The organism is Rheinheimera salexigens (assembly GCF_001752395.1).
In the GTDB taxonomy this organism is placed as follows: Bacteria; Pseudomonadota; Gammaproteobacteria; order Enterobacterales; family Alteromonadaceae; genus Alishewanella; species Alishewanella salexigens.
On the sequence record NZ_MKEK01000001.1, the window covers coordinates 985,350 to 1,004,246 of the forward strand.

An 18,897-nucleotide genomic window follows, 5' to 3' on the forward strand; every position below is an offset into this window, starting at 1 on the left:
GATAACGATATTTAGCATTTCTTCATGTGTTCAAGCTGATATTAGTATAAGTACTGCTAACGGTAAATGTACCGTAACAACCGAAGGGCAAAGCTTAAAGTAGAGTATAAAGATCATGATTATCATAAATATGATGATAACAAGGTTTTTATAGTAGCAGGACAAACGACACCAATAGAGCAGTTAGCTAAATGGTCAGTGACTAAAGCAGATAAATGTTCACTACAATCACAGGTAGTAATTGTCACTAAAGCTAACGTAAGACTTTCAGCCGTTCGTGACGGAACATTAACCTGTCCAAATATCGGGTTTGACGAGAAAGTATACCGTGGTTTTATTGAGTAATTAAATATTTGGCTGAGAGATAAAAGTTAAGGCTTCTGATACAAAAATGGCTTGTTGATAACAAGCCATTTTGTTTATAACTATTTATGAAACAATCTGTTCAGCAAAAAATGTTGGTGACTCTATATTGCTGATAGATTGTGTTTTAGTAATTTCTGCGATTACAAACCGCATAGCGCTACCTAAAATTCTTACTTGTACTTCATCGCCTACGTCTTTACCTAATATGGCTTGACCTAGTGGTGATAAAACTGAAAGTTCACCTTGCTGCAAATTAGCGTCGGGGCTGGCAACTAAGGTTAACCAGCTTTTGCTTTGTTGTTGTTCTGATTCTAAATACACCGCACAGCCTAAGCTGACTTTTAACGGGGCTAAGCAATCTTGTTCACTAGTTTTGCGATCTTCTAATTGCTGCATCGTATTGTGCAGCATTAAAGGTGTTAACGGCACTAAAGCTGACATCAATAAACATTGACGCGTTTTAGAGCTTAAGGATTTGAAAAAGGAAAATATTGGGTTAAATAACATATAGCCTCCAGAGCATGTGTTAATGGGACATGGTTAGATAACAGTGTGGCTAAATAGACCCGGGTTCGGTATTACGCGGCCGGTTTAATACTGTGAGACGCAAAAGGAAATAAAGAAAATTCTGTATTGGCCAAAGGCATCGTCTCGATTTATAACTACTGAGTCACTGTTGCTAATACTATAGCTAAACTAGCCATTAAAAGCAACAAATAGCCGACTTAACTTGTAAATATGTCGTCTTCGGTCTGTTTTTAGCTTCAAGTGACTATATTTCATTGTTATACGGTGCTGAATGGTGCGAAAAGTGACCTTAGGCTGGTTTTTTGCTTAGTAATTATTATATTAGGCATTAAATAGACTGAACGTGACCTGAAGTAAATAGCAAACTATGGCATACTAACTGCCCATTTTTACTGGATATTGTATATAGGTGCCTATGAAACAACCGCAAGCCATTACAGCTATATTGCAGCAACTTCTTGAGCAATGCCAACCCTTATATAGCCAAGGGAAAGTGGCAGATTATATTCCAGCGTTAGCTAAAGTAGCGCCAGATAATGCAGCTATTGCGGTGGCGACCATTGATGGTCAAATTCATACGGCGGGTGCTGCTGATAAAAATTTTTCTTTACAAAGTGTTTCTAAAATATTCGGTTTAGTGATGGCAATGAATCGAATAGGCGACGATTTGTGGCAACGGGTAAATATGGAGCCTTCAGGTCAGCCTTTTAATTCTATTGTGCAAGTAGAGTGGGAAAAAGGAATACCGCGTAATCCGGTTATTAATGCTGGCGCTATTTTGGTTGCCGATGTGTTAGTGAGTCATTACTCGGCAAGTAAAAGTGCATTTTTAACTTTTATTCGACGCCTAGTGGGTGAAGAAAATATTTACGCTGATCAGCAAGTGTATTTATCTGAGCTAGAGCATGGTAATCGTAATGCGGCTTTAGCTTATTTGATGAAAAGCTTTGGTAATATTGAAGCTGAAGTGCCTGATGTGTTAGCGCATTATTTTCATCAGTGCGCCACGGCAATTAATTGTCGGCAGTTAGCCACGTCTTTATTGTTTTTAGCTAATCGTGGGGTGCAACCGCATAGCAACGAGCAAATATGTAGCCGGCGCGATGCGCACCGAGTCAATGCTATTTTATCCACTAGTGGTATGTATGATCAATCGGGTGAGTTTGCTTTTAAGGTTGGCCTGCCGGCTAAAAGTGGTGTTGGCGGCGCCATAGTGGCCATAGTGCCGCAGTTTGGTGTTATTACTGCCTGGAGCCCTGCACTTAATTCATTTGGTAACTCTGTTGTAGGTATGCAACTAATTAGCTTATTTGCTGAAGAGTTAGGTTTGTCACTATTTTAACTAGCGTAAATAAACAGCACTAAACGGGCAACCTAAGATTAGATTGCCCGTTAGCAGTTACAGGCTATAGCTGCCACCATCTTTACAGGTAAATTGCTTGTTACTTTTATGACTACAACTAATTTGCCGACCGGTAATCATACTAAACCAAACACAGTGCGGCTCGTTACTTTGCAGCTGAATATCGTCGATACCCGCTTGATCCTGGCTGCCATTAATACCGGTTCTATTTAATACTAATTCGATATGGCGACCATTATTATTAAAAACTAAAGAGTTGGGTTGTTCGCGATGGCCACTTAGGGCGACAAATTGTACCGGTTGTTGCAAGCCGCTAGTGCTGCCATCGGCAAAAAACGCTAACAGTTGCTGGTAATACACTACATAACTTGAAACATCTTTGTGCGAGCCTTGTTGCAGCGGAAAGCTTTTATCTAAAAAGCCCTTTGAGTAATCCATAACCTGTTTAATATGGCGCTGATTCAGCTGATTAATAACACTGATCTCAGTTGCCATAGTACTGATTGGTGGCAAAGTATTCGTGGTCGGTTGTTGCTGGGCCAGTGTGTTCATAATATCGTCCTCGTTAATTACCTAACATGTTAGGGGTAGCATATTAGGTGCTTTGTATTAGGTGCTGCATAAATCGGTTAAAGTAAATCTTTAGCAGTAAATTGCTTTTAGTATTTGGGCAATTGCTATCGATTAGTATTTAGTCTAGGCTAATTATTAGAATAATTTCACAATAAAAATTACACAGTGTAAATTTTACAAAATGAAAATACCTAATAGCTTAAGTAGAAAGTCACATTTTCTAGGCACCAAAATAAGAAACTTGCGAAAACGCAATAACTTAACCATGGATGATCTATCGACCCGTTGTGTGCGAATTAACCCTGAGTTAGCGCCGTCGGTGTCTTATTTGTCGATGATAGAGCGCGGTAAGCGCGTGCCAAGCATGGAAATGTTGGCAGTTATCGCTCAGGTTTTTCAAAAAGAAATTGACTGGTTTTTAGATGGTGAAGATATTGAGCAAGACTTAACGCCGACTAAAGGCAGTCGCGGTGGCATTAATGGTATGGCGCTAGAGCCAAGCTTTTTGTTTAGTAATGATATTTTGCAAATTGCTATTCCAGAAATGCTGTCGCAAACCGGTACTAGTGGTAAACAATTTGCCCAATTACTTATTCGTGCTCATCAAGAACATCATCAAAATCACTTTCCAGAGTTAGAGCGAGCGGCGGAAGAAGTCGGTTTAAAGCGGATGCCGCTATCATTAGATGATCTTTTATTAATTGTGAAGCAATTAGGCCTAGTGATCCGCTGGTTTGAACAAGCGCCGCAAGAACTGTTAAATGAATTAGGCCATTCTGCTAAAAACGTTGCAACCTCTTATTTTACACCGCCGAAAACCTTGCATTTAAATCGGTTATTAAAACAAGTGCCGACGCGCTTAAAGTATGAATTAGCCGTGCATATCGGCCATGCTGTGTTACATAACAAAGATGGCGTAAAAAGTAGTATGTCGGTCGGTGGTGCGCACGACGATGAAATGTCAGAGTCTTCAACGCTCGCGCCACAGGATATTTTGCATGCCTGGCGGGATTTTGAATCCAGTTTTTTTGCCGGCGCTTTGTTATGCCCCAAGTTGCCGTTTCGGCAATTGTTAGAGCGCCAAGGCTATGAAATTAGTAGTCATCAATTAGCCGAAGTCTCTACTTCTGTTGCGATGCGCCGGATGACAGCTGTATCCCCTTATCCGCATTGGCATTATTTTGATGCTTATACCCCAGGCAAATTAAAAGCGGTATATCGAGGCAATGGCATTCCTTTACCTTGGGGCAATATGCGCCAAGTAGAAGATCCTTGTCAGCATTGGGCTGTATTCCGGATGTTTGATATTGATAATGTCAGCAGCTCGGCTCAGTTATCGTTATTAGACGTTAATGGTAAGCCTCGGATTTATTGCTGCGAGTCGACCAAAGTTCAAGACTTAGCCGGTAATGCCCATGTGTTGTGCGCGGGGATCGATTTAAACCCAGCCCTAATGGCGCAAGGGGAAGATGCGAATACCATGGCTGAAGAGTTAAAACAGCTATCTATAAACACGACAGGCGGTGCTGTTGTACCGAAATCAATAAAAACCGCGTTAACTCGAGCGGCTAATATTTTAAACATTAATTGGGTAGCTCGCAGTATGCAAAAACCTGCGCAATTAATCTGCGCTAGAGGCAATAGCTGCCCGCGTAAACCGAGCTGCTATAAGTGCCAAGGCTAATAAGGGGTCAGAGTAAATTAACGAAGTAGTTAATTTACTCTGACCCCTTATTAGATCCAAATTAAATCACTCTGACCCTTTTTAAAAGCCTTTTTTTTACGTTATAACTTGTTACAACTTAACTGCTAATAAACTGCATAAGCCGTTTGGAATCAAGGCTGGCACGCGTTAGTATGGGATGATTTTGTGATATGACTTGTATTTAAACAGGATAACCAGAATGAAAAAAATTACCTTGGTTGCAGCTTCGGTTGCTTTGGCGCTTGGCTTAACGGCATGCGGTAAGCAAGAAGCTACAACAACTACAGCAACTAAAGCAGCAACGGAACAACAGGCTTCTACGGTGGCCGCAGCGCCACTAGTATCGGGTGTTGAGCAACAATATTTTGATCCAGCTGTTAAATTTAGCGAAGACTTTTTCTTTGCGGTGAATGGTAAATGGATGGCGGAAACAGAAATCCCTGCCGATAAATCTTCTTATGGCTCGTTTAATATTTTGCGGGATAACTCACAACACGCGGTAAGAGACATTATTAACGATGTGTCTGCACGCACAGATTTAGTGGCTGGCTCGGATGAGCAGAAGTTAGGTGACTTTTATAAAAGTTATATGGACGCAGCCAAAGTTGAAAGCTTAGGGTTAACGCCATTACAGCCACAGTTAGATTTAGTTGCGGGTTTAAAGAATAAGGCTGAATTACCGGCTTTATTTGCTAAGTTACAACGTGACGGTATTTCCATTCCATTTGGCTGGTTTGTGAATAACGATGCCAAAAATTCTAGTCAGTATGCTGTGTACGTAAGCCAAAGCGGCTTAGGCTTACCGGATCGCGATTATTACTTTAAAGACGATACTGCTGGTAAACAGTTATTAACTGACTATAAAGCGTATTTAGCTGATATGTTCACATTAGCTGGGCATAAAGATCCTGCGGCTGCCGCTGAGCGGGTATTTACATTAGAAAAAGCTTTAGCTGAACATCACTGGACTCGAGTTGAAAACCGCAACGCGGATAAAACTTATAACAAAATGACCTTTGGCGAACTAAACACCAAGATGGGTAAGTTTGATTGGGCCCAGTTTGCAAAAGACGTTAAGTTAACCGAGGTTGCAGATATTATTGTGCGTCAACCAAGTTATTTTTCAGGTTTTGCGAAAGTGGTGGCTAACAGTGATTTAGCAAGCTGGCAGGACTATTTAACCATTAAAACCCTTAGCGGTTATGCGAGTTCATTAAGCAGCAACTTTGCTGATCGCCAATTCGCATTTTATGGCACGGTATTAAACGGTACTGAGCAACAGCAACCACGCTGGAAACAAGCGGTAGATGCTTCTGACAGCATTTTAGGTGAGTTAACCGGTAAGTTGTATGTCGAGCGTCATTTTACCCCAGAAGCCAAAGCGCGGATGGAAAAGCTGGTTGATAATTTAATTAAAGCCTATGCCGTAGCGATTGATGATTTAGAATGGATGACACCTGATACCAAAACAGCGGCTCATGCTAAGTTAGATGCGTTTACGGCTAAAATTGGTTATCCAGATGAGTGGAAAGACTATTCTAAATTAGTCATTAAAGCCGATGATTTAGTGGGCAACTTTGTGCGTGCTACCCATTTTGCTTATGACGAAATGTTGGCTAAATTAGGTAAGCCAATCGATAAAGGCGAGTGGCATATGACACCGCAAACCGTTAATGCTTACTTTAACCCGGTCAACAATGAAATTGTATTTCCAGCCGCTATTTTACAACCGCCATTTTTTAATATGGAAGCGGATGATGCAGTTAACTATGGTGGTATTGGTGCGGTAATCGGCCACGAATTGGGCCATGGTTTTGATGACCAAGGCGCTAAGTACGATGGCGATGGCAACTTACGCAACTGGTGGACTGAGGAAGATAAAACTCAATTCCAACAGCGCGGTGCTATGTTAAGCCAGCATTACAGTCAATATGAACCGCTGGAAGGCTATAAAGTTAATGGCGATTTAACCTTAGGCGAAAATATTGGTGACTTAGGTGGCTTAACGGTCGCGCTAAAAGCCTATGAAATTTCATTAGAGGGTAAAGAAGCGCCAGTAATGGATGGCTTTACCGGTGAACAACGGGTATTTATTAGCTGGGCTCAAGTATGGCGCGCTAAATACCGTGATGAAGCGTTAAAACAACGTTTAGCCACAGATCCGCATTCACCACCGTATATCCGCGTTATTGGTTTATTGCCAAATATTCCGCAGTTTTATAACGCTTTTGATATTAAAGAAGGCGATGCGATGTATTTAGCCCCAGAAAAACGGGTTAAGATTTGGTAAGTTAAATCTGGTACAATAGCCAGGCTGAACAGCTATTTTAAACTTAGCTGTTCAGCCTTTTTTATATTTAATGCTTTATATTTTAATCGTCAGCAATCGGCTGACCGATAATTGTCAATTAGAGGTCAGACCTCTATCATGATCAATATATAATATCGTACAATGCATTCAGCATACTTATACCCATTATAAGTCTGGGAGTTAGCGGGCTGATGTCAATTTGGCCTAAATTTTCTTATAATTCATCCCATTCCATGTAGTGAATCACGTTGCAGTGACAAGGCTGCAATAAACGACCAAGAGGATCATACTGTGCTACAACAATATCGCGAACATGTGGCCGAGCGCGCAGCGCAAGGTATTCCAGCAAAGCCGCTCAGTGCAGAGCAAGTAGCCGCTTTAGTAGAATTAATTAAAAACCCACCTCAAGGTGAAGAAGAAACGTTATTAGATTTATTAATAAATCGTGTGCCACCAGGTGTAGATGAAGCTGCTTATGTTAAAGCTGGCTTTTTAGCTGCCTTAGCCAAAGGTGAAATTAGCTGTACTTTAATTAGTGCAGAGCGTGCTACGGAACTGCTAGGCACTATGATGGGTGGCTATAACGTTCAGCCATTAATCAGCCTATTAGATGATAAAGCATTAGCGCCAGTGGCAGCCAAAGCGTTATCGCACACTTTACTTATTTTTGATGCTTTTCATGATGTTACTGATAAAGCAGATGCCGGTAATGAATACGCTAAGCAAGTAGTACAAAGCTGGGCCGATGCCGAATGGTTTGAAGCTAAAGCACCATTAGCTGAAAAAATTACGGTAACGGTATTTAAAGTATCAGGCGAAACCAATACTGATGACTTATCGCCAGCGCCTGATGCATGGTCGCGTCCAGATATCCCACTGCATGCTTTAGCAATGCTAAAAAATGCCCGTGAAGGTATTACGCCAGATGCGCCAGGCACTTTAGGCCCAATCAAGCAGATTGAAGAATTAAATAAAAAAGGCTACCCATTAGCTTATGTTGGTGATGTAGTGGGTACAGGCTCTTCACGTAAATCAGCTACCAACTCGGTATTATGGTTTATGGGTGACGATATCCCATACGTGCCAAATAAGCGCGGTGGTGGTTTCGTATTAGGCGGCAAAATTGCACCTATCTTCTTTAATACTATGGAAGACTCTGGCGCCTTACCGATTGAAGTTGACGTTAATAACCTAGAAATGGGTGATGTGATTGATATTATGCCATTTGCTGGCAAAATTGTTCGTCACGGTACTGATGAAGTATTAGCTGAATTTGAATTAGCTACCGATGTATTAATTGATGAAGTACGTGCCGGTGGCCGTATTCCATTAATCATTGGTCGTGGCTTAACAGATCGCGCCCTTGAATTTTTAGGTCAAGGTCCGTCGGAAAAATTCCGTCGTCCATTGCCAAAAGTAGATTCTGGTAAAGGTTATACATTAGCTCAGAAAATGGTTGGTAAAGCGTGTGGCGTAGCCGGTATTCGCCCAGGTACTTACTGTGAACCAAAAATGACCACAGTAGGATCGCAAGATACTACCGGCCCGATGACGCGTGATGAATTAAAAGACTTAGCGTGTTTAGGCTTTACCGCCGATTTAACCATGCAGTCTTTCTGTCATACCGCCGCTTATCCAAAGCCAGTGGATGTTGATACTCATCACTCATTACCTGACTTTATTATGAACCGTGGTGGCGTTTCATTACGTCCAGGCGATGGTATTATTCACAGCTGGTTAAACCGGATGTTGTTACCTGATACCGTAGGTACCGGTGGTGATTCACATACGCGTTTCCCAATTGGTATTTCTTTCCCTGCCGGTTCTGGCTTAGTGGCGTTTGCTGCGGCAACCGGCGTTATGCCTTTAGATATGCCTGAGTCAGTATTAGTTCGCTTTAAAGGTGAAATGCAACCGGGTATTACGCTGCGCGATTTAGTGCATGCTATTCCTTATGTTGCTATTCAGAAAGGCTTATTAACAGTTGCTAAGAAAGGTAAGAAAAACGAATTTTCTGGCCGTGTATTAGAAATTGAAGGCTTACCACACTTAACGGTTGAGCAAGCATTTGAGCTGTCTGATGCATCTGCTGAGCGTTCTGCTGCGGGTTGTACTATTAAGCTGTCTGAAGAGTCGATTGCTGAATACTTACAATCAAATATCGTGATGCTTAAGTGGATGATTTCTGAAGGTTACGGTGATGTGCGTACTATTGAGCGTCGTATTCAAGCGATGCAAGCATGGTTAGCTAACCCTGAACTGATGTCTGCTGACCCTGATGCTGAATATGCTGAAATTATCGAAATTGATTTAGCCGATATTAAAGAGCCAGTGTTATGTGCGCCAAACGATCCTGATGATGCGCGTTTATTATCAGAAGTTGCTGGCGATAAAATTGACGAAGTGTTTATTGGTTCGTGCATGACCAACATTGGTCACTTCCGTGCCGCGGGTAAATTATTGGAGAACTTTAAAGGCCAATTACCAACGCGGTTATGGATAGCACCACCGACTAAGATGGACCAAGCGCAATTAACCGAAGAAGGCTATTACAGTATCTTTGGTAAAGTAGGCGCACGTACTGAAATGCCAGGTTGTTCGTTATGTATGGGTAACCAAGCCCGCGTAGCGGAGAACTCAACGGTTGTTTCTACCTCAACGCGTAACTTCCCGAACCGTTTAGGTCAGGGTGCTAATGTTTATTTAGCCTCAGCTGAACTAGCAGCAGTGGCGTCAATTATTGGTAAATTACCTACTGTTGCTGAGTATTTAGAATACGCAGCAAAAATTGATGCAACAGCGGCAGATACTTACCGTTACTTGAATTTCCATAAAATGCCTGAGTACACTAAAAAGGCAGATAATGTGATTATTCAAAAAGCGGTTTAAGCTAATCGACTTGGTTTAAAACACTAGTTTTCAAAGGCCTGCAATTGCAGGCCTTTTTTATGTATTTCGCTTAGCAATATTCGCCAAGAGAAGGCATTGGCTGTCACCGTGACAAAGCGATATACTTTCACATCAATTGTTTTGAGACCAATATTTTGGAATACGATTTTACTTATCAGCGCGACACGCGGCAATTTGGCTTGGTATTAGCGCCTGAATACCAAATTTTAGCGACTTTTTTAGTTGAAGAGTTTGCTGCAAACGGCTCGGCGATAACCCAATTACTGCAACAACTAACAGCGTTAACCCCGCAAGACGAATGGCGCTACCAAGGCAAGGAGTTTGTGCTTGAAGTTGAGCAAGCCGAAGTGTTGTTACAACATAATAGCTTACTGCACAATGACGCCAGCGCATCCGAACAGCAATTGCTACTAGAAGAGCAATTGCAACTGGATGAACACGGTTTAAGTTGTCACTGTGGTTTAGAGGATTTTGTTAAACTACTGCAAGATTGGCATAGTTTTATTACTGAGTAATTTGTTGCTCGATCTGCCAACGCTGCATTTCATACAGTCGAGATGTACTGCGTTCAAAAGCAAAGGCCAGTTGTTTGGCTTGGTATAGATCTGCAATATCAACCTCAGCACTAAGCAGTAATAAACAGCCTTTATCGTAACATTCATCAACTAAGGCAATAAACCGCCGCGCCTCATCGTCCATTTTACTAACAAAATATTCTTTATGCTCACGCTGATATTGATCCTCAACGCCATGTACTATGGCTTTTTCAGCTAAATAACTAAACTGCGGTACTTGGTGCACTGCTATGGCTTTATATTGTGCCGCCAGCTGCATATAGTCTAATTGGCTACGCGGACCGTGGCATAACGCCATAAAGTCGAAGCCGATGACGTACTCATTGCGCCATAAACAATCAATGCTGCGTTGTTGCACGCTAACTTGCTGGCACGCTTGAACTGGACCAAATAACTGCTGACTAAGTCGCTGTAATTGCGTTGCAGAGCCATGTTGTAAGTAATAGGGCTTAGGACTATTTTCGCTACGGCGATAGTCGATACCGTTATCTAAATTAATTAGCTGACAATAGTGTTCTAATAAGCTGATAGTGGGCAAAAAGCGTTGGCGTTGTAAGCCATTTACATACAGTTGGCTAGGGGGCGCATTGGACGTCGTTACCAGCAGTACGCCGTGGCTAAATAAGGCCTGCCATAAAGTGCCTAACAACATAGCATCACCAATATCATTAACAAAAAATTCGTCAAAACACAGCACTTTATATTGTTTGGCCCAATTTTTAGCAATCTGCTCTAGCGGATCAGCTTGGCCGGTTAAGCGATCTAACTCTTTATGTACTCGCGCCATAAAGTGATGAAAATGCAGCCGAATTTTTTGTTTGATTTTTAAATGCTGATAAAAACTATCCATTAACATGGTTTTGCCGCGGCCAACCGGACCGTAAATATAGATACCTTGGCGCGGGGTTTCGCCAGCGTTTAATTGCTGAGCTAATAATTGTAATTGCTGAATTAATTGATATTGCGCTTCATCGTAACGTAAAGCCGTGGTTTCGATTTGTTGCTGGTACTGGGCTAACACTGCAGCTGCGACTCCTAAGCAATAAATTAAAAAGTTGGGCTATTATAACATTTATAGTTTAAGTTGCTGAGTTGCGTCGACAGGGAGTTGATGATGGCTAACAATGATTAATAGGCCCTGTTTTTGCCGAGCAATTAACGCCTGTAATACCTGCTGCATCGTTGTTGGATCTAAGCCTGCAAAGGGTTCATCTAACAATAGGATAGGCCGCTGAGTGAGTAGCAAGCGCGCTAAAGCTATACGTCTTGCCTGACCACCTGAGACTTGAGCCCCATATTCGCCTAAAGCGGTATTAAGTTGGTCGGGTTGCGCCTTAACCCAGTCGGTTAAGCTAACTTCGGCTATGACTTGCCACAGTTGTTGCTCGGTTGCCTCTGGTGCCCCTAAGCGTAAATTTTGCGCTAGGCTAAGATCAAATATGTCTAATTGCTGCGGTAAATAGCCAATAACATTTTGTAGCTGCCAAGCGGTATAAGGCTGGTTATTTAATCGTATGTCACCACTACAACTAAGTTGATTGGCCAGCACTTGCAGTAAAGTAGATTTGCCACAGCCAGAAGTACCACTAATGTGTAACACTCGCCGAGAGTTTGATTCCGTACTTAATTCCGTGCTTAACTCATTATCTAGCTCAGTATCTAAATCACTAACTAGCATAAAGCTAACATTGTCAGGTCCAGTTAACGCACCACTTTGCCGGGCACTAAGCTGTTGCACGGATAACTGCCAAGGCCCTGTTGGCACAGCTTTGGCGTTAGAATGAGTTTGTATATGATCAGGTGCATGGGTTTGAGCTTCAGCAGGCTGGGCCAGTTGATTAACCCGATCTCGCGCCGCTATGCTTAAACCTAAAGCGATAAAACTTTGGCATAACGGGGTTAAAGCTTCATTTAAAGCCCAAAGTGCTAACAAGGCGGCGAGTAATAACGGGACGGTTAATTGTGCCGCAGCCACTAATATTATGCCTTGCCATAATATCGCCAACATAGCCCCAGCCAGCAGCAATTGCTGGACTAGGTTAGCCAAGCTGGTCAGTTGTTGTTGTTTTAACTGTAATTGTAAGTAGCGTTGATCGGTGCTGCTAAAACGGTTTGCTGCTTCATCCCAACGTTGCCACAGCAATAGCGGTGTCATCATAGCTAAAGGCTCCAGCAATTGTTGCCGTCTTATGCCGGCTAAATTAGTATCTTGTTTTGCTAGCTTTATGCCCGCTAATAAGGTGAATAAGGGCACGACTAACCAAGCTAGTAACAGAGGGGCAAGCGCATAATAGGCTAAGCTGGGCGCCAGTAAATACCAAAATAAAATCACCAGTAGACTCAGTAAGCTGGCCCATATCCAAGGCGCGATAACTTTAAGCGGGAATAAATCTAATAAATCGATATCTGCGACTAAACGCTGCAGTACTTGTGCAGACCCTTGGGCTGAGCCTGGCGCTGAACCTTGGGCTTGACTATTGGTTTGGCTATGGCGCTGAGTTTTTTGTGTCGCTAGCAAGCGAAAGCTATCCACCCGTAAATCTTTTAATAAACCCAGCGCAGCATAATGTGAGGTTAAGCGCTCGGCATAGCGCCCAGCGGTGCGACTAATTGCACATAGCCGAATAATAGCGGCGGGTCTAAAATAATCAAAGCCGTAAGCGGTAGCACTGGCTAAGCCGGCTAATGCCGCGGCACTAATAAACCAACCTGACAACGCCAACAACGTTGCGCCGGCCAAAAGGGTAATAAAGCCTAATAAGATAGCTAACGACCAATTACCAAGCCGACGATGCATAATATTGCGCAAGCTAATTAATTTTATATTTTTATTAAGGCTCTGAGTTGGCTTAGATTGCGCCATCTGGCACCTGCTGTGATAAAGATTGTGCTGAGGAAGATGCTAGCTGGGGCAGTTGTATTATGCTATCGGCCCAGTCTAGGCCAGCGCTGTGATGACTGACTAAGATTACCGTTTTGCCTTGGCTTAACTTGCCTAATAGCTGATGAATACGCAGGGCGGTATCGGGATCTAAATGGGCGCTTGGTTCATCTAATAACCACAAGTTGGCATTACGCAAAAGCAATTGGCTAATGGCGAGACGCTGCAATTGCCCTCCAGATAAGCCTAATCCCCGTTCACCTAAAGGCGTGGCTAATTGCAGCGGTAGTTGCTGAATAAGCGGCCATAACTCCACTTGTTGTAATACCGCTATTAATTGCTGATCGCTAGCCTGAGCATTAGCTAAGCGTAAATTATCAGCAATGCTGCCGGCCATAATGGCGCTGGTTTGAGCTAAGTAACCTAGCTGTTGCTGCCAATGTGTTCGGCAAAGCTGGCTTAAATTTTGTTGGTTAATACTTACTTCACCTTGATATTGAGTAAAGCCAAGTAAGGTTTCTAATAAGGTAGATTTACCACAACCGCTGGCGCCTTGGATCACGATGCGTTGGCCAGCAGCTAAGGATAAATGAGCCAAGTCTAAGCGGGGCCGATTATGCTCACCTAGGACACGTAAATTACTAATCGTAATCGTAGGCGCACTATTAAACTGCAGTAATTGCTTACCCGTATGCTCCCATACTTTTCGCTGCAATAAGGGTTGTAGTTCTGCTACTGCCGCTAAAGCCTGAGCTTTAGCATGATAATCTGTGCCTAGTTGGCGCAAAGGTGCATAAAACTCAGGCGCTAATAATAAAATAAATAGCGCACCTTGGTAGGGCACAGGGATCTCACCTTTGGCCCAAGGTAAAATACCTAATAAGCCCAAACCAAGATATACGGCTAATAAGGCAATGGCTAATGACGCAAAAAACTCTAATACTGCGGTGGATAAAAAGGCTAAGCGTAGGACTTTCATGCTGCTACTGCGATAACGCTCAGCAGCACTGGCAACGCTATTAGTGGCGCGAGTGGTTGCTTGTAAATGTTGGATAGTGGCCATACCGCGCATTAAATCTAAAAAGCGACTGCTCATACGACTTAGCACTTGTAATTGTTGTTGACTGGCGCTGGTTGCTGCATTACCCAACAACACCATAAATATCGGTACTAAAGGCGCAGTAACCAGTAATAAAACCGCCGCTAATTTGCTGTAATATAAAATAGCGAAAAACAATAAAATAGGGCTAATTAATACTAAATAGCGCTGCACATAATATCGACTTATAAAGCCGTCTAAGGCATCTACGTGCTCTAAAACTTGGCTGGCTAAACTGCCATCTGCAGCATATTGATTTTTTGCGCTGCCACTACTGGCAATAGTGTTTAGCAGTTGGCTGCGTAATGCAGCGCGACAACGTTGACTGGCTATTAAGCTAAGTTGCTCGCGGCAAAACTGCAGTAAGGGTCTGGCCAATAAACACAGTAACAACAACGGTAAAATAGCCAGCAAAGCGTTGGTATCAAGCGTTTGTTGCCTAAAGCTAGCCGTTAACCATTGGCTAAACACTTTGGCTAATAAATAGCATTGCAGGACAAAAAATACCGCATGTAAAATTGCCAGAAATAATGCGCTGTGTAATAACCAACTTTGCGGTGCCAGTAGGGCATTTAGCTGTTGGCTGGCACCGACAGTTGTTTTCTCACTGGGCTTATCGCTAGGCTCAGTCAGTTTGATCTTCTTCACCCTCGTAGCCGTTAAACTCCAGCCACATAGCGTTAATAATGCCAAATGAGCAAGCTAATAACACCCCTAGGATCCAGGTAAAATACCACATAAATTATCCTATTAATTAATATAGAGAGTGGGAGTTGTCGCGTACATGCTGCTCATTTAACCGGCCACGCATAACAAAGTAGCTCCAAGCGGTATACGACAGTACGATAGGCACAAACACGCAAGCAACAACAAACATAATTTGTAATGAGGTTTGACTGGCCGTAGCATCCCACATGGTTAAGCTATGTGCTGGCATGCTACTAGAGGGCATAATAAACGGAAACATACTAACACCCGCGGTTGCTATCACCATTGTTAGCGCTACGGCTGAGCTAAGGAATGCCAGTAAATGCCGTTTAGTGGCACTGGATAAAGCACATACCATAAAGCTTAATACGCCTAAAATCGGAATTAAGCTTAACCAAGGCCATTTAGCATAATTGTTAAACCAGGCAGCAGCACTAATCACTACAGTTTTTTCGGTAGTACGATTGATGCCATTAGTATCAATAATACTGGTCACGCTATAACCGTCTATACCGTAATATAACCACAGCCCTGCTAACACGAATAACACAGCACAACTTGCGGATAACAGAGTTGAGATTCTTTCACTGCGGGCTTTTATGTCGTCTTCGGTTTTAAGCTGTAAGTAAGTGGCACCATGATTAACCAACATTAAAAAACTAAACAGCCCGACAAATAACGCAAACGGGTTTAGTAGGTCGAAAAAACCACCGGTATAATGTAAGCGTAAAATATCATCAAAATAAAATGGCACGCCTTGTAATAAATTACCAAAAGCGACACCAAATAACACTGCCGGTACGGCAGAGCCGATGGTTAATGCCCAATCGCATTTATTTCGCCAAGCGTCATTATCAATTTTTGCTCTATATTCAAAGCCAATTGGCCGGAGAAACAAGGCAAATAAAGTTAGCATCATCACGAAATAAAAGCTGCTAAATGCGGCTGCATACACCGTTGGCCAAGCGGCAAAAAGAGCACCAATAGCGGTAACTAACCAGACTTGGTTACCATCCCAATGCGGGGCTATGCTGTTGATCATTACGCGCCGTTGGTCGTCATTTTTACCAATCAGTTTTAGCAGTACAGCTACACCCAGATCAAAGCCATCAGTAATAACGAAACCTATTAATAGTACACCTATTAGTAGCCACCAAATAAATCGTAATACTTCATAGTCCATGATTAATCCCCTTTAAGCTCAGTCGCTGCATGCTCTAAATCGTACTTGCCGGTATGTAATGCTGCGGGGCCAATCCGAGCATATTTAATCATCAACCATATTTCGATAATAATAAAAATGGTATACAGCACCATGATGGAGCCCAGACTAATTAACAGATCATTAACCGTGAGTTGGGATACCGCCATATGGGTAGGCAATATTTCACCAATTGCCCATGGTTGGCGGCCGTATTCTGCCACTAGCCAACCTGCTTCACTGGCAATCCAGGGTAAAGGTAGACTGAAAATAGCAAACTTAAGTAGCCATTTGGGTTTATTCACCGTGCGTTTTGCGCTGTGCCAGAATGCCAAAATAAATAGTAATAGCATTAACATACCGCACGCAACCATCACCCTGAAGCTCCAAAATAGTGGCCATACTTGTGGCACAGAGCCTTCAACGGCTGCAGCAATTTGCTCTGGGGTGGCATTGGCAACATCATCAGTAAATGCGGTTAATAGCATGCCGTAGCCTAAGTCGTCTCTAAGCTCGTTAAAGCGATTAACAGTGACGGCTGACTTATCACCCTGCCGATATTGCTGCATCAGCACATAGGCTTCTTGACCGCGAATAATGCGCTCTAAATGCTCACGCTTTAACTTATCTAAGCCTTTTACTTCTTCGGTTAACGAACGCGTGGCGATAAGGCCTAATACGGCGGGAATTTTAATGGCGTAATCAGTGGTTTGGGTTTCGGCATTAGGCAAGCCAAACAGGGTGAAAGGAGCCGGTGCAGGGTGGGTATTCCATTCGGCTTCTATCGACGCTAATTTTACTTTTTGTACCGCCCCAACTTCATAACCTGACTCATCACCTAGTACAATAACGGATAATACGCTGGCTAAGCCAAATGCTGCAGCAATAGCAAAGCTGCGCCGAGCAAACGCGATATTGCGACCTTTTAATAAATACCAACTAGAGATGGCTAGGACGAAGATAGCCCCAGTGACATAGCCCGCTGACACGGTATGGACAAATTTAACTTGCGCTACCGGATTAAAAACAACTTCACTAAAGCTACTAAGCTCCATACGCATGGTATCAATATTAAATTGAGCACCTACCGGGTTTTGCATCCAACCATTAGCTATTAAGATCCATAATGCAGAGAGATTGGTCCCCAAGGCCATAAGCCAAGTAACAATTAAATGCTTCTCTTTACTTAACCTATCCCAACTAAAGAAAAATAAACCAACTAAGGTTGACTCTAAAAAGAACGCCATTAAGGCTTCAATGGCTAAAGGGGCGCCAAAGATATCACCGACATAATGAGAATAATAAGACCAATTGGTGCCAAATTGAAACTCCATGGCTAAACCGGTAGTAATGCCTAAAGCAAAGTTAATACCAAACAATTTACCCCAAAACTTGGTCATATCACGATATATAGTTTTGCCAGTCATGACATAAACTGACTCCATTATCGCCAAGATAAAGGTCAAACCAATGGTTAAAGGAACGAATAAGAAGTGGATCATTACCGTAAAGGCGAATTGAAATCGTGATAGGTCGACTATGTCCATCTGCATACTCCAGGTGCGCAGTTAAAAGTAGGTCATAACACACTGGATGTATGACATTACTAATATACTCCGATGATATTGCTATGCAAAGCATAGCGTAAAATGAGTAACCGCCTAGAGTTGGTAGATTAAAACTAACGTTTACGGGCTAAAAAGCTATCGACACTTTGATTAGACGCCGCCAACATTTTACGACCTGCAGCATAGCTTTGCGTTAATAAAATAAACAAAATGTCGATGACTAACTCTTGTGCATTGCGCGCCAGTATTGACGATAAGCGTGCAGAGCCTTCATCAGCGACGGTATATAAATTATGTTGAGCTAACCGCGCTATAGTATTATTGCCAAACGAAGTAATACTGATAATTTGTACGTTATTTTGCTTAGCTTGTTCAGTAATTTTTACACTATCAAAAGTTTCGCCCGATTCGCTTATAATAATAAGCACATCATTGGCCGCATAATTAGCAATATTGGCTAATTGAATATGGGTATCAGATTCTGCTAACGCCGCCATACCGAGTTTTTGTAATTTATACGAAAAATCTTTAGCTACTAAGGCCGAGCCGCCTTTGCCACACAGTAAAATTCGCTTAGCTGATTTTAATACCTGAGCCGCCTGCTCAAATTGCTTTTGATTATTTATGGCTTGAGTTTTTTGCAGCACATTAATTTTACTGGCTAATAGTTTTTTACTCATGGCAGTAAAATTATCATCTAATGATATTTCGCCATGTAGCTTGGGCATGTCAGCATGCTCTTGTCGATATAAGCTATCGGTAAGGGCAAATTTAAAATCAGGATAACCTTTATAGCCGAGTTTTTGAGTAAAACGCACCACACTAGCTTGGCTAATACCCACTTGCTGGGCCAGTTTTTGTGATGGCATATCACGAATTTGATCGGGATTAGCCAAAATATATTCGGCTAACTGCTGTTCGGCTCGGGGAAACTTTTCCCGTAACGCCTGAATTTTATCAAGTACTGACATTGGTTATTCCTTTATGACCAAAACTTATTGCCTTGTCGCTACCGTGACAGTGTATAAGATATTCAGCAAATTACGCAGTAAAATCCTGCGCTTATATATAAGCTTATATCAAAGTTTAAATCAGGTTATGCATAAGTT

At 42.4% G+C, this 18,897-nt stretch carries 15 protein-coding genes; 6 read left to right on the forward strand and 9 right to left on the reverse strand.

Annotation, left to right across the window (positions count from 1 at the left end; translation table 11 throughout):
• The first annotated feature begins 66 nt into the window (after window positions 1–66).
• Window positions 67–345: a hypothetical protein gene (locus BI198_RS04600; protein WP_070048492.1), complete on the forward strand. Its 279-nt coding sequence runs from the start codon at window positions 67–69 to the stop codon at window positions 343–345.
• 84 nt (window positions 346–429) lie between these two features.
• On the opposite strand, the gene BI198_RS04605 is transcribed toward BI198_RS04600, so the two are convergent.
• The gene (locus BI198_RS04605) at window positions 430–807 is read right to left on the reverse strand and encodes a GreA/GreB family elongation factor (RefSeq protein WP_158007084.1); all 378 of its coding nucleotides are present in this window, start codon (window positions 805–807) and stop codon (window positions 430–432) included.
• Window positions 808–1,309: 502 nt separating this feature from the next.
• On the opposite strand from BI198_RS04605, the gene glsB reads away from it, so the two are divergent.
• Entirely contained in the window at window positions 1,310–2,236 is a 927-nt protein-coding gene (glsB, locus tag BI198_RS04610; RefSeq protein WP_070048494.1) for a glutaminase B, read from the forward strand.
• 57 nt (window positions 2,237–2,293) lie between these two features.
• On the opposite strand, the gene BI198_RS04615 is transcribed toward glsB, so the two are convergent.
• Entirely contained in the window at window positions 2,294–2,809 is a 516-nt protein-coding gene (locus BI198_RS04615) for an aldolase/citrate lyase/malate synthase family protein (protein ID WP_070048495.1), read from the reverse strand.
• A gap of 202 nt (window positions 2,810–3,011) precedes the next feature.
• On the opposite strand from BI198_RS04615, the gene BI198_RS04620 reads away from it, so the two are divergent.
• The 4 genes from BI198_RS04620 (at window position 3,012) to BI198_RS04635 (ending at window position 10,271) form a co-directional block, all read left to right on the forward strand.
• Entirely contained in the window at window positions 3,012–4,514 is a 1,503-nt protein-coding gene (locus BI198_RS04620) for a DUF3612 domain-containing protein (protein ID WP_070048496.1), read from the forward strand.
• A gap of 220 nt (window positions 4,515–4,734) precedes the next feature.
• Entirely contained in the window at window positions 4,735–6,825 is a 2,091-nt protein-coding gene (locus BI198_RS04625) for a M13 family metallopeptidase (RefSeq protein ID WP_070048497.1), read from the forward strand.
• Window positions 6,826–7,137: 312 nt separating this feature from the next.
• Window positions 7,138–9,735: a bifunctional aconitate hydratase 2/2-methylisocitrate dehydratase gene (gene acnB, locus BI198_RS04630; protein ID WP_070048498.1), complete on the forward strand. Its 2,598-nt coding sequence runs from the start codon at window positions 7,138–7,140 to the stop codon at window positions 9,733–9,735.
• A 155-nt stretch (window positions 9,736–9,890) separates the two neighbouring features.
• A complete protein-coding gene (locus BI198_RS04635; protein ID WP_070048499.1) occupies window positions 9,891–10,271 on the forward strand; it encodes a YacL family protein in 381 nt (126 codons plus the stop codon).
• Here BI198_RS04635 and zapE read toward each other — a convergent pair.
• The 7 genes from zapE to BI198_RS04670 form a co-directional block, all read right to left on the reverse strand.
• Window positions 10,261–11,352: a cell division protein ZapE gene (gene zapE / locus BI198_RS04640; protein WP_141728840.1), complete on the reverse strand. Its 1,092-nt coding sequence runs from the start codon at window positions 11,350–11,352 to the stop codon at window positions 10,261–10,263. The two genes, BI198_RS04635 and zapE, sit on opposite strands and share 11 nt — an antisense overlap.
• Window positions 11,353–11,403: 51 nt before the next feature.
• The gene (locus BI198_RS04645; RefSeq protein ID WP_070048501.1) at window positions 11,404–13,194 is read right to left on the reverse strand and encodes an amino acid ABC transporter ATP-binding/permease protein; all 1,791 of its coding nucleotides are present in this window, start codon (window positions 13,192–13,194) and stop codon (window positions 11,404–11,406) included.
• A complete protein-coding gene (gene cydD / locus BI198_RS04650) occupies window positions 13,181–14,959 on the reverse strand; it encodes a thiol reductant ABC exporter subunit CydD (RefSeq protein WP_070048502.1) in 1,779 nt (592 codons plus the stop codon). Before cydD ends, BI198_RS04645 begins: the two co-directional genes overlap by 14 nt.
• Complete coding sequence (cydX, locus tag BI198_RS04655) at window positions 14,937–15,050, reverse strand: cytochrome bd-I oxidase subunit CydX (protein ID WP_070048503.1); 114 nt, start codon at window positions 15,048–15,050, stop codon at window positions 14,937–14,939. The genes cydD and cydX overlap by 23 nt, the downstream gene beginning before the upstream one ends.
• Before the next feature lie 15 nt (window positions 15,051–15,065).
• Window positions 15,066–16,202, reverse strand: coding sequence for a cytochrome d ubiquinol oxidase subunit II (gene cydB / locus BI198_RS04660; protein ID WP_141728841.1), 1,137 nt, complete (start codon window positions 16,200–16,202; stop codon window positions 15,066–15,068).
• Window positions 16,203–16,204: 2 nt separating this feature from the next.
• Window positions 16,205–17,767, reverse strand: coding sequence for a cytochrome ubiquinol oxidase subunit I (locus BI198_RS04665; protein WP_070048505.1), 1,563 nt, complete (start codon window positions 17,765–17,767; stop codon window positions 16,205–16,207).
• Between the two features lie 134 nt (window positions 17,768–17,901).
• The gene (locus BI198_RS04670) at window positions 17,902–18,759 is read right to left on the reverse strand and encodes a MurR/RpiR family transcriptional regulator (protein ID WP_070048506.1); all 858 of its coding nucleotides are present in this window, start codon (window positions 18,757–18,759) and stop codon (window positions 17,902–17,904) included.
• Window positions 18,760–18,897: the final 138 nt, after the last annotated feature.